Origin of the sequence: Pseudomonas sp. GW456-L13, assembly GCF_017350115.1 — a bacterium.
In the GTDB taxonomy this organism is placed as follows: domain Bacteria; phylum Pseudomonadota; class Gammaproteobacteria; order Pseudomonadales; family Pseudomonadaceae; genus Aquipseudomonas; species Aquipseudomonas jessenii.
In genome coordinates this window covers 770,989-786,437 of sequence record NZ_JACNAS010000001.1, presented here as the reverse complement: position 1 = coordinate 786,437, position 15,449 = coordinate 770,989, and the positions used below count along the sequence as shown (strand labels likewise).

Annotated in this window: 8 protein-coding genes; 3 read left to right on the top strand and 5 right to left on the bottom strand. The window is 61.4% G+C overall.

Annotated features, from left to right (window positions below; all coding sequences use genetic code 11):
* Positions 1–3: 3 nt before the first annotated feature.
* Together J4D25_RS03385 and J4D25_RS03380 are read right to left on the bottom strand one after the other, a co-directional pair.
* Positions 4–1,626, bottom strand: a complete 1,623-nt coding sequence (locus J4D25_RS03385; RefSeq protein WP_057715232.1) for an MFS transporter — start codon at positions 1,624–1,626, stop codon at positions 4–6.
* Between the two features lie 215 nt (positions 1,627–1,841).
* Complete coding sequence (locus J4D25_RS03380) at positions 1,842–3,488, bottom strand: GMC family oxidoreductase (protein WP_057715231.1); 1,647 nt, start codon at positions 3,486–3,488, stop codon at positions 1,842–1,844.
* Positions 3,489–3,620: 132 nt separating this feature from the next.
* On the opposite strand from J4D25_RS03380, the gene J4D25_RS03375 reads away from it, so the two are divergent.
* Positions 3,621–4,523, top strand: a complete 903-nt coding sequence (locus J4D25_RS03375; RefSeq protein ID WP_057715230.1) for a LysR family transcriptional regulator — start codon at positions 3,621–3,623, stop codon at positions 4,521–4,523.
* Between the two features lie 132 nt (positions 4,524–4,655).
* Here J4D25_RS03375 and J4D25_RS03370 read toward each other — a convergent pair whose 3' ends face one another.
* The 3 genes from J4D25_RS03370 to J4D25_RS03360 form a co-directional block, all read right to left on the bottom strand.
* The gene (locus J4D25_RS03370; protein WP_057715229.1) at positions 4,656–5,753 is read right to left on the bottom strand and encodes a DNA alkylation repair protein; all 1,098 of its coding nucleotides are present in this window, start codon (positions 5,751–5,753) and stop codon (positions 4,656–4,658) included.
* A 175-nt stretch (positions 5,754–5,928) separates the two neighbouring features.
* Entirely contained in the window at positions 5,929–7,737 is a 1,809-nt protein-coding gene (locus tag J4D25_RS03365; protein ID WP_057715228.1) for a monovalent cation:proton antiporter-2 (CPA2) family protein, read from the bottom strand.
* A 170-nt stretch (positions 7,738–7,907) separates the two neighbouring features.
* The gene (locus tag J4D25_RS03360) at positions 7,908–8,465 is read right to left on the bottom strand and encodes a response regulator transcription factor (protein WP_223502116.1); all 558 of its coding nucleotides are present in this window, start codon (positions 8,463–8,465) and stop codon (positions 7,908–7,910) included.
* 312 nt (positions 8,466–8,777) lie between these two features.
* On the opposite strand from J4D25_RS03360, the gene J4D25_RS03355 reads away from it, so the two are divergent.
* Together J4D25_RS03355 and J4D25_RS03350 are read left to right on the top strand one after the other, a co-directional pair.
* Positions 8,778–9,065: a PilZ domain-containing protein gene (locus tag J4D25_RS03355; protein ID WP_057715226.1), complete on the top strand. Its 288-nt coding sequence runs from the start codon at positions 8,778–8,780 to the stop codon at positions 9,063–9,065.
* A gap of 89 nt (positions 9,066–9,154) precedes the next feature.
* Positions 9,155–15,286 (top strand): VCBS domain-containing protein, encoded by a 6,132-nt coding sequence (locus tag J4D25_RS03350; protein ID WP_057715225.1) that lies wholly within the window; start codon positions 9,155–9,157, stop codon positions 15,284–15,286.
* Positions 15,287–15,449: the final 163 nt, after the last annotated feature.

Below are 15,449 nucleotides of genomic sequence, written 5' to 3'. Positions count from 1 at the left end.
AGGTCAGTTTTTATCGAGATCGACGTTGCGCGTCTCACGCAGGCAAATCATCCCCACCACCAGGCTCACCCCGGTGATCACCACCGGATACCACAGCCCGTAGAAGATGTCCCCGGTGTACACCACCAACGCGAACGACACGGTCGGCAGGAAGCCGCCGAACCAGCCGTTGCCGATGTGGTAGGGCAGGGACATCGAGGTGTAGCGGATGCGGGTCGGGAACAGTTCGACCATCAACGCCGCCAGCGGGCCGTAGCACATCGCGGAGATGATGATCAGCGCGACGATCAGCGCCACGATCATCGGCTTGTTGATCTGCTGCATGTCCGCCTGTTGCGGGTAACCGGCGAGGGTCACGGCACCGCGCAGGGCGGCTTCGTCGAACCCGTCGATCTTCACGTCACCGACGCTCACCTGCACGTCACTGCCGGCCGGTGCGACAGCACTCTGGTACGGCAGGCCCTGCTTGACCAGGAAGGTCTTGACCTTGTCGCACGGGCTGTCGAATTTCGCCTTGCCCACCGGGTCGAACTGGAAGGTGCAGGTGGCCGGGTCGGCCATCACGGTGATCGGTGCCTGGCGGCTGGCCTGGTCGATGGCCGGGTTGGCGTAGTGGGCCAGGGTCTTGAAGATCGGGAAGTACAGGGCGGTGGCCAGCAGCAGGCCGATCATCAGCACCGGTTTACGCCCGACCTTGTCCGACAGCCAGCCAAAGAAAATGAAGAAGGGGGCGCCGATGGTCACGCTGACGATCAGCAAACCGTTGGCCACGGCCGGGTCCATTTTCAGGAACTGGGTGAGGAAGAACAGCACGTAGAATTGCGCGGCGTAGAAGGTCACCGCTTGCCCGGCATTGATGCTGAACAGGGCGATCAACACCACCTTGAGGTTTTCCCACTTGCCGAAGGAGTCGCGAATCGGCTGTTTGCACAACTTGCCTTCTTCTTTCATTTTCACGAAGGCCGGCGATTCATGCAGGCTCAGGCGAATCCAGGTCGAGATGCCCAGTAGCACGATGGAAAACAGGAACGGAATGCGCCAGCCCCAGACTTCGAACTGATCGCCGGTGAAGTAACGGCAGCCCAGCACCACCAGCAGCGACAGCAGCAGGCCCAGGGTCGCGGTGGATTGAATCCAGCTGGTGTGGAAGCCGCGCTTGCCGATGGGCGCGTGCTCGGCGACGTAGGTCGCGGCGCCGCCGTATTCACCGCCCAGGGCCAGGCCCTGGAGCATGCGCAGCACCACCAGGATGATCGGCGCGGCGATGCCGATGCTGGCGTAGGTCGGCAGCAGCCCGACGCAGAACGTCGCCAGGCCCATGAGGACGATGGTGGCGAGGAAGGTGTACTTGCGCCCGATCATGTCCCCCAACCGACCGAACACCAGCGCGCCGAACGGCCGCACGATGAAGCCGGCGGCGAAGGCCATCAACGCAAAGATAAACGCCGTGGTGTCGTTGACCCCGGCGAAAAACTGCTTGCTGATCACCGCCGCGAGGGCGCCATAGAGGAAAAAGTCATACCACTCGAAGACTGTCCCGAGGGACGAGGCAAAGATGACTTTCTGGGTTTCCTGACTGGTGCCCGCGCTACGCACGGCTTCCAGGGTTTGAACGTTCTCTGACATACCGGTATCCCTCACAGTGATTGTTTTTGTTGTTCCACTGCCGGCACCGGCCTTGTGGGCGGGTGCCGCTACTGCGATGTATCGGGTGTATCCGCTACTTGTAGAAGCGCGCCTGCTCGCGATGGTCGTCAACGATAACGCTGCAAACCTGACACCCACGTGCGCTCTCAGGTTCATCGCGAGCGAGCTCGCTCCTACAGGGGGGCGCACAGGATTCAGGGGTGTGCGATCAGTTCCATTGTCGGTGTGATGCTCCTTGTGGCGGGGTTGAGGATCAATTGTGCAGCCTTCTCGGCAATCATCAGCGTCGGCGAGCAGGTGTTGCCGGAGGTGATGCGCGGCATGATCGAGGCATCGGCAATGCGCAGGCCGGGAATGCCATGGACCTTGAGTTGCGCATCGACCACGGCGTCGGCGTCATTGCCCATGCGGCAGGTGCCCACCGGATGGAAAATCGTGGTGCCGATCCGCGCGGCGGCTTCGTGCAACTGTTCTTCGCTTTGCAGGCTGTCGCCGGGCAGGTACTCCACCGGATTGAAGGCACGCAGGGCCGGGGCGGCGACGATGCGCCGGGTCAGGCGAATGGCATCGGCGGCGACCCGCAGGTCTTGCGGGTGGCTTAGGTAATTGGGTTGGATCAGCGGAGCTTCTTGCGGATCGGCCGAGCGGATTTCCACCCGGCCACGGCTTTGCGGACGTAGATCGCAGACCGACGCGGTGAACGCCGGGAAGGCATGCAGCGGTTCGCCAAAGCGTTCCAGCGACAGCGGCTGCACGTGGTATTCGAGGTTGGCTGAAGTCTGCTCCGGCCCCGAGCGGGCAAAGGCGCCCAACTGGCTCGGCGCCATGGACAACGGGCCGCTGCGGTCATACAGGTAGCGCAGGCCCATGCCCATCTTGCCCCACAGGCTGCCGGCGATCTGGTTCAGGGTGCGGGCATTTTCCAGCTTGTAGATCAGCCGCAGTTGCAGGTGATCTTGCAGGTTGCCACCGGCGCCGGATAACTCATGGGCGACGCCAATGCCCAGCCGCTCAAGCAGTGGACGCGGGCCGATGCCGGAGCGTTGCAGGATGCTGGGCGAACCGACCGAGCCGGCACACAGGACGATCTCCTTGCGCGCCTTGAAGGTTTTTGCCTGGCCTTGCCAGCGGGCGCTGACCGCCGAGGCACGGCCATTGTCCAGCAACACGCGGTCGACTTCGACACCGGTCAGCACGGTGAGATTGGGACGTTGGCCAATGGGTTTGAGAAAGGCCTTGGACGCGTTCCAGCGGATGCCGGCCTTCTGATTGACCTGGAAATAACCGCAACCTTCGTTATCGCCCTGGTTGAAGTCATCGATGCTGGCGATGCCGCTTTGCTCGGCGGCACTGCGGAACGCATCGAGAATCGGCCATGACAGGCGCTGGCGTTCGACCCGCCATTCGCCCGCGGCGCCGTGAAACTCGGCGGCGCCGGCAAAGTGATTTTCACTCTGCTTGAACAGTGGCAATACGTCTCGCCAGCTCCAGCCGGGATTGCCGTCGGCGGCCCAGCCGTCGTAGTCGCCGGCCTGGCCGCGCATGTAGATCATGCCGTTGATCGAGGAGCAGCCCCCCAGCACCTTGCCGCGCGGATAGCTCAGGGCGCGGCCTTGCAGGCCCGGTTGCGCTTCGGTCTTGAAGCACCAGTCGGTGCGCGGGTTGCCGATGCAGAACAGGTAACCCACGGGGATGTGAATCCACGCATAGTTGTCGCGGCCGCCGGCCTCGAGCAGCAACACGCGATGTTGCGCATCGGCCGACAGTCGATTGGCCAGCAGACACCCGGCCGGCCCGGCCCCGACCACGATGTAATCGAATTCATCTAGGGAAGCCTGCATCCCTGACCTCGTGTTGTTGTTCTTGTTGTCTGTCATCCTAGTTGTTAGCTTTCGTCAAAAGAATGTTAGTTTTTGCGCAGCTGCTGTGCGTTTTTAAACAGCGTTCCGAACGGCAACGAACAAGGACGATTCATGTTCGACTGGAATGACCTGCGGTTTTTTCTCGAGTTGCAGCGCAGCGGGCGTTTGCTCACGGCTGCCCGTCGCTTGAACACCACCCATGCCACCGTGGCGCGGCACATCGAGGCCATCGAAAAAAGCCTCGGTACGGCGCTGTTCGTCCAGCACGCCCAGGGTTACGAGATGACCCCGGCCGGCGAGGCGTTGCTTAAACACGCCGAGGCGATGGAGAACGTGGCGCTGCTGGCACAGGAGGAAATCACCCAATCCACCGCGCCGCTGGGCAAGATCCGCGTCGGCGTGACGGAAGGGCTGGGCATCATGTTCCTGGCCAGTCGCATGAACGGCTTGTTCGAACGCTATCCGGGGCTGGAGGTGGAACTGGTGGCGGTGCCGCGCTTTGTCAGCATCCTCAACCGCGAGGCGGAAATCAGCATCCACCTTGAGCGCCCGGCCGCCGACATGCTGGTCACCCGCAAACTCACCGACTATCGCCTGGCGTTGTATGCCAGCCAGGACTATCTCGATCGTTCGCCGCCGTTGCGCAGTCGGGAGGACCTGGGGCGTCATGCGTGGATTGGCTATGTCGATGATTTGCTGTTCAGCCAGGAACTGATGTTCCTCAACAGCTTCTGCCGCAACCCACGGGTGGTGTTTCACAGCACCAGCGTGATTGCCCAGCAACAGGCGGCGCGCTCAGGCCTGGGGATCGCCGTGCTGCCGTGCTACATGGCCAGTGCCGACCCGGACCTGGTGCCGCTGCTGCCGGACGAAAGCATCCAGCGCAGCTACTGGATCAGCACCCGCCGGGAGTTGCACAAATCGGTGCGGCTGCGGGTGCTTTGGGATTATGTGGTGGAGTTGTGTGAGCGGGAGCAAGGGTTGTTGCTCGGGCCAACCTCCTACGGTGCCTGAACGGACGCCATCGCGAGCAAGCTCGCTCCCACAGGGTGCTGTGTTGTCACACATCTTGCGAACGAAGCTAAACCAATGTGGGAGCGAGCTTGCTCGCGATGGCGGCAGCACATCCAATATCCATCTTGGGGCTCAAGCAAGAATCACGAACGCCGTGCTGGCCAGCCGTTCACCATTGACCATGATGTGCACCGCATGGCGCCCCGCATAATGCCGGCGGGTGGTGAGTTCCTTGATCTGCTGACCACGGCTGACGGTTTCAATAGCGTTGCCCGGCAGCGTCAGCGCCTTGAGCTTGAACACCTTCGCCGAGGTGCTGCCGTTGGCCTTGACGTAATCGATGGCGTAGTCGATCACCAGGCGCTGGCTGCTTTGAACGGTGGATTTGACGGCAAACGACAGGGTGATTTTTTCTCCGAGGCCAATCACCGGCGGTTCGACTTTTACATCAACGATCTCGACTTCAGGCTTGCCGCCCGCGCCGATGATCGCCAGTGCCCGCCGGTTGCCCTGTTTGATCAGGCTGCGCAGGGCGTGTTTGGCGATCCATGCGGTGTGCCGGTTGTCCAGCGACCAGCCTTCGATCAGGTCCAGCACCCAGTCGGGATGATCCTTGGTGATGTCGTTGAGGTGGTTGGCCACGGACTTGCGTACGTACAGGCTCGTGTCGGCCTTGAGATTGTCGAGGATGTTCGCGGCCAGTGTCGGATCGGCCTGGACGGGCTCCAGCCGGAATGACCAGGGCAGGCGTGGCCGGCATCCTTCGCTGGCCAGGCGCCGCACATGCTCGTTGTCATCCAGCGACCAGGCATGCATCAGCTTGAGCGAGCGCTCGAGGTCACTGCGCAGAAAGTGACGGATTGCGAACTCCGAAGAGCCAAAAGCGGTGAAGTACTTCAGCGCGTCCATCGACTGATCGAACGCATGGGCGCCGTAGCTGGCGACATAGTGCGGCAGGCACATGCTGACGAAGCCGCTGTTCAGGCGCGGGGCGAGGGCGCGCAGCACCTGCAGCGACGCTTCATAGTCCAACGGCAACACCGCGTGCAGGCATTCGCTGACCCGGGCCATGCGTTGCATGACGCTGAGGTCTGCGAGGCCGGTTTGGGCAAGCTTCAGAAAGCGCTTGGCTTCGAATGCCGGATAGACCGCGGTCATCTCGGAGGCGATGTGACTGAGGCGCTCGGTGTTGAAGATTTCCTTGAGGGCGGGGGCAGGTTGGTCAGTCATGGTGGATTCCTTTGAAATGATTGTTTATCCAATGCACCGCGTTATCGTTCTTCGCGAGCAAGCCCGCTCCCACAAGGGGGCTCTGTCAGGCTCAATATTTGTGAACACCCAAGATCCAATGTGGGAGCGGGCTTGCTCCGGGCGGCGTTCCGACGAAGGGGCCCTCAAATCCACCTCAATTCTTGCCCGCTTGCTCTTGCAGGTGATCCGACTCGAATAGCCTGGCCAGTTCCGCCCGCGCTTCCTGCGCCGTCTGCATCACTTTCACCGCGTCGTCATACACCGCATGCTGGGCTTCGAGCACCACTTCGTCGTGCTGCTTGAAGCGCTTGATCCGCGCATCCGCCTGAGCCTGGGTCAATCCCAGCCCGATCAGGGTTTGCCGGCTCATTTCCAGGCTCGAATAAAAGGTTTCGCGCACGGCGTGTGCGCCGACGTCCATCAGCCGGTGCACATGCTGACGGTTACGGGCGCGGGCGATGATTTTCATATGCGGATAGAGCTTGCGCACCAGCTCGGCGGTCTTGATGTTGGTGTCCGGGTCGTCGGTGGCGATCACGAAGTACTCGGCTTCCCCGACCTTGGCCGCGTTGAGGATTTCCGGGCGCATCGGGTCGCCGTAGAACACCGGCACGCCACCAAAACTGCGAGACAGTTCGATGGTTTCCACCGAGGTGTCGAGGGCCACGAACTTGATGTTCTGCGCGCGCAGAATCCGCGCAACGATCTGGCCCATGCGCCCCATGCCGGCGATCACCACCCGTGGCGCGTCGGCGTCGATTTCGCGGAACTTCTCCGGCACTTCCACCGGTTGCACTTTCGGGCTGACCAACCGTGCGCAGAGCAGCAGCAACAAGGGTGTCACGGCCATGGACAGGGTGATGGTCAGCACCAGCAAGTCATACAGTTCTGCCGCGAACAGCCCATGATCTCGCCCGATCTTGAACACCACAAAGGCAAATTCACCACCGGCCGCCAGCACGATACCCAGGCGGATCGCGCTGACGTTCTTCAAGCCTCCGGCCAATCGACCGACAATAAACAGCAGCGGCAGTTTGATCGCGATCAGCAACAGGGTCAGGCCCAGCACAGCCATCGGCATGCTCAGCAGCAAACTCAGGTTCGCACCCATGCCGACACTGATGAAAAACAGCCCGAGTAACAGGCCCTTGAACGGTTCGATCTGGGCTTCCAGTTCATGGCGATACTCGGAGTCCGCCAGCAACAGACCGGCGAGGAAGGCCCCCAGGGCCATGGAAATCCCGACCAGCTCCATCAGCCATGCTGTGCCAATCACCACCAGCAACGCCGTGGCGGTGGAGACCTCTGGCAACGCGGTTTTGGTCACCACGCGAAACACCGGTCGCAGCAGATAGCGCCCGCCGATCACCACGACGGCGATGCTGGCCAGCACTTGCAGGCCGTGGTTCAGGTTTTCGCTGACGGTGGTGCTGTGATCGCCACCGGCCAGCAACGGCACCATGGCGATCAAGGGGATCGCGGCGATGTCCTGAAACAACAGGATCGCGAACGCCAGCCGCCCGTGGGGGCTGGTCAGTTCCTTGCGTTCAGCCAGGCTTTGCAGGCCGAACGCCGTGGACGACAGCGCCAGACCCAGGCCCAGGACGATCGCGGTGTTCAATGGCTGGCCAAACAGCCACAGCGCCACCACGCCGATCATCGAACCCGTCAGCAGCACTTGGGCCAAGCCCACGCCGAACACTGATTTGCGCATCACCCACAAGCGTCGCGGTGACAGTTCCAGGCCGATGATGAACAGCAGCAACACCACGCCGAGTTCGGAAATGTTCGCGACGCTTTGCGGGTTGTCGATCAGGCCCAGCACCGACGGGCCGATGATCACCCCGGCAAACAGATAACCCAGAACCGCCCCCAGTTGCAGGCGCTTGGCTAATGGAACGATGAGTACGGCCGCCATCAGAAACACGACAGCGGCTTGTAGCAGGTTGCCTTCATGGGGCATGGGCGAAACTCCAGGACTCGGGACAGCGGGGGGCGTCAAGGATAAAGGCTGGGTTCCGTGAAGATCCACTGCGGCAGTGGTCTGTCACGCAGATTGATGGCGAATCTTGCGGGCCTCGCAGGAGATGGGTGGGGTAGATCGGGTTTTCGATCAATCTGGAAGGAATCGGCTCAGTCGCCTGTGGAAAGCCCATGCTTGTGTGCGTAGGCGTACAGATCTACGCGATTCGTCAGGCCCAGCTTGCTGTAGATCGATGTCAAATGGTTGCGCAGCGTGTGTTCGCTGATGTGCAGTTTCTCGGCCACCAACTTGCCAGGGGCAGAGGGGTCGCGGGCCAGCGATGCAATGGTTTGCTGCTCGCGGCGCGTTAGCTTGGCGATTTTTTGTTGCTCCGGGTCTATATCGCGCTCGACTTTCTTGCGCGCCAGTTCAAGGAAGATACGGCTGGTCGCATTGCGGTCAATCCAGAGCTCGCCGTCATGCACTTTTTCTATGGCTTTGAGCAATGTCGATGCGGATGCCGACTCCCGCTTATCCACCACGCCACGTGCGCCCGCCAGCACCGCACTGTCATGCAGCGTCACGTCGCTCGACCCTGTCACGACCAGAATCTTGGCTTTGGTCTGTCTGTGCAATTCGGCCAGTGACTCGATACAGTCCTCGCTGTCCAGGTCCAGCACCACCACATCCGGCGCGTATTGGTGCAGCGAAAGCAGGTATTGCGCCACCGACGCCACCGAACCCGCCAGCGCCAACCTTGGTTGAGCGCTTTCCACCAGACGCTCAAGGCCCCAGGCCACGAGCGGTAGAGCGACTAACAGGACTTGAATTGGCATTCGGGTCGCTGCCTCTTTAGGCGGGTTGTGTTAGCTGATCATGATAGCAATCGTTGCAGCCTGTAGCTTTTTTCTATAGCGCTTCAGTCCCCCCCTCCCATGACATTTGTCCCATAAAACACTGTTTTCATGGGTGATTGACTCCCAGAAAAAAAGGGATAGCGCACTCATGTAATAAACAGCGGCCGTTTTTAGACTGCAGTCATGAGAGACGCACACCGAATTGAGCCCCGTGAACAAGTCACCCTGTCGCTGCAACTGATCGGCGGGGGCCAGGGTGTCATCCGTGACATCAGCGCCTCCGGTTTGTATTTCGAAACCGATAGCGAGCAGCAGGTGGGTAGCTTGATTGACTTCGAGATCGAACTCGACACGCCCGGCGGCCCCATGAAGTTCAAGGCGCAAGGACAAATCGTGCGCATTGAACCGCTGGGCGGCAGGGCCGGGGTGGGCGTGAAGCTACTGGCCAGCCGGCTGGTACCGGTGGAGTGAAGTGTTCGTGGGTTGAGGAAGAATCGGCTTGCGGCTGTTGGTGGCCCACAGCGGTTTTTTGCTCAGGGTGACATTCTTGGGAGAAAGACATGGCTAGCACTACAACTACAAGCGGCGGAACCGTTACCTCGTTTTCCAACACGCCGCAGGCGAAGGATGATGTCCTTAACACCACTGAAAATCTGCTGGGGGTCATGTATTGGGACGTCATGTCCAATGACCTTGGCGGCAACGCGAAGACACTCTGGTCACTCGACAACGCGGACAGTTTTTCTACTGCCACCAAGGCTTATGCTCCGGCCGACCTCCTGACCCAGGATACGGCGAGGGCTGAGGCGACGAGTTCTGACACCAGTAAGAATGGTGCAAAGATCTGGATCACCTCGGACGGGAAGGTCGGCTACGACGCCGCTACTTTCTCGTGTGAGTTCAAGGAACAACTCCAGGCGCTTGCCACTGGTGAGCTCCTGACGGACAGCTTTACCTATGCAATGCGGCTCGGCAACGGAACGCTCAGTTGGGCCACTGCTACCGTGCAGTTTTCGGGCATGAATGATGGTGTGACGATCAGCCTCGGCGAGCAGGCCGGCACGGTAACCGAAGACGCCGACACCACTGCGAGCACGACCGACTCGCTGACGGCCAGCGGCACGATTGTCTTTAACGACGTCGACCTCAATGACACGCACATGGCGACGTTCGCGCCGGCGGGGGGCAACGCTACTCATCTTGGTACGTTCATGCTCTCGCCGGTAAGCGAAGCTGCGAACGCGGCCAACGGTTCGGTGCAATGGACGTACAACCTGGACAATGCGGCGGCGCAGTACCTGGCCCAGGGACAGACAGTAACCGAAACTTACCTGGTCACCATCAGCGATGGTCAGGGTTCGTCGGTAACACAGAATGTGACCATCACTATCACCGGCACCAACGACGCGCCGACGGTGACGGCGGCAGAAATCGAAAGCGGGGCGGTGACCGAAGACGGCACCACGGTGGCCAGCGGCAGCTTCGCCTTTGGCGACGTAGACCTGGCCGATGACGCACATGTGGCCAGCGTGAGCGCGCCGTCCGGTGCGCTGGGTACGCTGGTGGCCAATGTGAGCGACGAGAGCACAGGCGACGCTGCGGGTAGCGTGGGCTGGACCTATACGCTGAACAACAACGCGGCGCAGTACCTGGCCGAGGGCCAGACCAAGACCGAAGTGTTCACGGTGACGCTGACCGACGACTTCGGGGCGACGGTGACCAAGAACGTGACGATCACCCTGACCGGCAGCAACGATGCGCCAGTGCTCAGTTTCGCGACGGGCAATGATGCCGGTGCGGTGCAGGAAGACACCGCGCTCACTGTGAATGGCCAGTTCAGTTCGACCGACATCGATCACGATGCCACGGCGACCTGGAGCATTGCGGGTACGGATACGGGCATCTACGGCTCGATCGCCGTGGACAACACCGGCAAGTGGATTTACACGCTGGCCAATGGCACCAATGGTGTCGCCAGTGCGGTTCAGTCGCTGAAGGTTGGCGAGAGTCATGATGACGTGTTTACGGTGCAAGTCAGAGACGGCCTGGGTGGCGTGGACACCCAGTTGGTGACCGTCACCATTACCGGCAGCAACGACGCGCCAGTGCTCAGTTTCGCGACCGGCAACGAAGTTGGCACCGTGAAGGAAGACACTACCCTTAGCGTCGGCGGCCAGTTCAGCTCGACCGACATCGATCACAATGCCACGAGCAGCTGGACCATCAATGGCTCGCCAACTGGAACCTATGGCTCGATCGCGGTGGACAACAGCGGCCAGTGGACCTACACCCTGGCCAATGGCACCAATGGTGTCGCCAGTGCGGTGCAGTCACTGAAGGCGGGCGAGAGTCACAACGAAGTGTTCAGCGTGCAGGTCAGCGACGGCCTGGGCGGCGTGGACACCCAGCTGGTGACCGTCACCGTCACCGGCAGCAACGACGCGCCAGTGCTCAGCTTCGCGACCGGCCATGATGCGGGCGCGGTGCAGGAAGACAGCACGCTCAGCGTCAGCGGCCAGTTCAGCTCGGTCGACATCGACCACGATGCCACCGCCACCTGGAGTATTGCCGGGTCAAATACCGGCACCTATGGCTCGATCGCCGTGGACAACAGCGGCCAGTGGACCTACACCCTGGCCAACGGCACCAATGGTGTCGCCAGTGCGGTGCAGTCGCTGAAGGCGGGCGAGAGTCACAACGAAGTGTTCAGCGTGCAGGTTAGCGACGGCCTCGGCGGCGTCGACACCCAGCTGGTGACCGTCACCGTCACCGGCAGCAACGACGCCGCCGTGCTGTCCTCGGCCAGCGTTATGCTAAGCGAAACCAATGCTCCGCTGACCACCGGCGGCAGCCTGACCATTAGCGATATCGACAGCCCGGAAAGCTTCCAGGCGCAAACCAACACCGCCGGCAGCTACGGCCAGTTCTCCATCGGCACCGGCGGTGCCTGGACCTACGTCGCCAGCTCCGCCCACAACGAGTTCGCCGCTGGCACCACCTACACCGACACCTTCGCGGTGAGCAGTGCCGATGGCACCCTCACTTCGGTCACGGTGCATATCCTCGGCACCAACGATGCGGCCGTGCTGTCCGCCGACATCGCCAACCTCACCGAGACCAATGCCGCCGTCGACATCTCCACCGCCGGCACCCTGACCATCAGCGACGTCGACAGCGCCGCAACCTTCGTTGCGCAAACCAACACCGCCGGCAGCTACGGCCAGTTCTCCATCGGCACCGGCGGTGCCTGGACCTACGTCGCCAGCTCCGCCCACAACGAGTTCGCCGCCGGTACCACCTACACCGACACCTTTGCGGTGAGCAGTGCCGATGGCACCCTCACTTCGGTCACCGTGCATATCCTCGGCACCAACGATGCGGCCGTGCTGTCCGCCGACATCGCCAACCTCACCGAGACCAATGCCGCCGCCGACATCTCCACCAGCGGCACCCTGACCATCAGCGACGTCGACAGCGCCGCGACCTTCGTCCCGCAGACCGACATCGCCGGCAGCTACGGCCAGTTCTCCATCGGCACCGGCGGTGCCTGGACCTACGTCGCCAGCTCCGCCCACAACGAGTTCGCCGCCGGCACCACCTACACCGACACCTTTGCGGTGAGCAGTGCCGACGGCACCCTCACTTCGGTCACCGTGCATATCCTCGGCACCAATGATGCGGCCGTGCTGTTCGCCGACATCGCCAACCTCACCGAGACCAATGCCGCCGTCGACATTTCCACCGCCGGCACCCTGACCATCAGCGACGTCGACAGCGCCGCGACCTTCGTCGCCCAAACCAACACCGCCGGCAGCTACGGCCAGTTCTCCGTCGGCACCGGCGGTGCCTGGACCTACGTCGCCAGCTCCGCCCACAACGAGTTCGCCGCCGGCACCACCTACACCGACACCTTTGCGGTGAGCAGTGCCGATGGCACCCTCACTTCGGTCACGGTGCATATCCTCGGCACCAACGATGCGGCCGTGCTGTCCGCCGACATCGCCAACCTCACCGAGACCAATGCCGCCACCGACATCTCCACCAGCGGCACCCTGAACATCAGCGACGTCGACAGCGCCGCAACCTTCGTCGCACAAACCAACACCGCCGGCAGCTACGGCCAGTTCTCCATCGGCACCGGCGGTGCCTGGACCTACGTCGCCAACTCCGCCCACAACGAGTTCGCCGCCGGCACCACCTACACCGATACCTTCGCGGTGAGCAGTGCCGATGGCACCCTCACTTCGGTCACCGTGCATATCGCCGGCAGCAACGACTCACCGACGATCACTTCCAACGGTGGCGGTGCGACGGCTTCGCTCAATGTGGCGGAGAACACCACGGCGGTCACGACGGTGGTGGCGACCGATGCCGATCTACCGGCGCAGACGCTGAGCTACTCGATCCTGAATACGGCCGGGACGGACTTCAGCAAGTTCTCGATCAGTTCGAGCGGGGTGCTGACGTTCAATTCGGCGCCCGATTACGAGAGTCCCCAGGATGTCGGTGGTACCGATGGCGACAACGCCTACGTTGTGGATGTTCAGGTGGCCGACGCCAGTGGCGGAATCGATACGCAGACGATTACGGTAAACGTGCAGAACGTCGTTGAAACTCCGATTGATACAACACCGCCAGCGTCACCGACTGGGCTGACTTACAACAACTCCGGTACAAACCATAAGCTTTCAGGGAGCGCCGAAGCTAATTCATTCATTAAGGTTTACCTGGACAATGGCAATGGCGTGTTTGGCGCCGGCGACACAGAAATTGGGACCGGAACGACCAATACCGGCGGTCAATTCGCCAATATTGATTTGACTGGCAAGTTTACGGGTACCAAGACGCTATTTGTCACGGCTATGGACGCGGCAGGCAACGTTAGTGCTGCAACAAGCATTAGCCTGACTTACCCTGCGGGAGTGTCCGGAGAAGCAATAAACCTTGCGATTGCTGATCCATCGGCAGGCCTGAGCGATAGCTTTGTTGTCACAATTGCCGACGTTCCGTCAAATTGGACTCTAAACGCCGGAATCAACAACGGCGACGGCACCTGGACCGTGCAGACCAGCGATCCCGGAGCATTGACCGTGACAACACCAGAAGGCTTCGCGGGCGCTGCGGTACTCCACATCAACATGACCTGGACTAGCGCCGACGGCAGTGTGGGCAGTTCCTATGTATTCAATAACGTCGAGGCCTTTGCCCCCGACACGCCGATCTTCGCCTTGTCCGCTGACGACAACCTGACCGGTTCGTCCGGTACCGACACCTTCGTCTTCGCCCAGCCGATCGGCAACAATCAGATCTACAGTTTCGATGCCACGGCAGACAAGATTGACATGATCGGCTTCACGGGCGTCACCGGCTTTGCTGATTTGAGTATCACTAACGACGCCAATGGCAATGCATTGGTCAGCATAAGCTCGGGTCAGACGGTCACCCTGAAAGGTGTCGATGCCGCGGACTTGAGCGAAGCGAACTTCCAGTTCGATGTCGATCCGCTCACCAACAACGCCGACACCCTCACCATTGCCGACGGCGCGATCATGCCGTTCGGTGGCAGCATCCATAACAGCGGCACCATCGAGCTCGGCTCCACCGGCAACGAGACTAGCCTTGAGATTCTGTTCCGTGGCGCGACCTTGACCGGTGGCGGCCAGGTGCTGCTATCCGACAATGCGCAAAACGTGATTTTCGGCGGCAGCGCCGACACGGTGCTCACCAATGCCGACAACACCATCTCGGGTGCCGGTCAGTTGGGAGCGGGGCAGATGATGCTGGTCAGCTCGGGCCTGATTCATGCCAGCGGCGTCAATGCGCTGGTGATCGATACCGGTAGCAGCGCCGTCACCAACACGGGGGTGCTGCAAGCCAGCGGCAGCGGCGGATTGGTGATTGAAAGTGCGCTGGTCAACAGCGGTAGCCTGTGGGCGAACGATGGCAATATCACCATCCACGGAGATGCCCAAGGCGCGGGAAGCGCGACTATCAGCGGTTCGGCGATGCTGGAATTCGGTGCTGCCTCCGATCAGCATGTGACGTTTGACAGCGGCGCGGCAGGCACGCTGAAGCTTGATGTGTCGACGGCGTTCAGTGGCAGCGTCAGCGGTTTCACCGCGGGTGACACGCTGGACTTTGGCGATGTTGCGTTCGGCGCCAATACACAGATCACTTATGCAGCGAATGACACCGGCACCGGTGGCCTGCTGATCGTGAACGACGGCGCGCATGCGGCGCAGGTCACGCTGAATGGCCAATACGCGGCGGCGGGTTTGCAGGCGAACGCCGAGGGCAGCGGCAGTGAACTGGCCTACGATGCAGCGGCGGCAAACCACAGGATGCTGGGCGGCCTGGCCAACGACACTCTGGTCGGCGGTGCGGGTGACGATCTGTTCCTCGGCGGGCTGGGCAACGACACGCTCAACGGCGGCTTCGGCAACGATACCTTCGCGTTTGCTGCCGCAGGCTTCGGCAACGACTTGATCCAGGACTTCGACGTCAATCCGGCCGCAGGGCAGGACCTGCTCAATATCGCGGGGCTGGGGATCAGCAGCGAGACGTTCGCTGCCAACGTGAGCATTGCGGCTGACGGGGCGGACACGCTGATCGGGATCGGAGTGGACTCTATTCGCCTTGTCGGTGTCAGCAGTGCAGGTATCGATCAGGCGGACTTTATCCTGGCGGTATGATGCTTTTGCTACTGGCCGAACGTTGCTACGCGGTTGCAGGCCCCATCGCGGATAAATCCACGATGGGGCCTGTGCGAGGTATTCTCAAGAGCCTCGATTTTGGTTGACTGACTTCCTCAGCGCGTGAGGCGGTCATCCCATCGAAGTCAGCAAACGGGTTTCG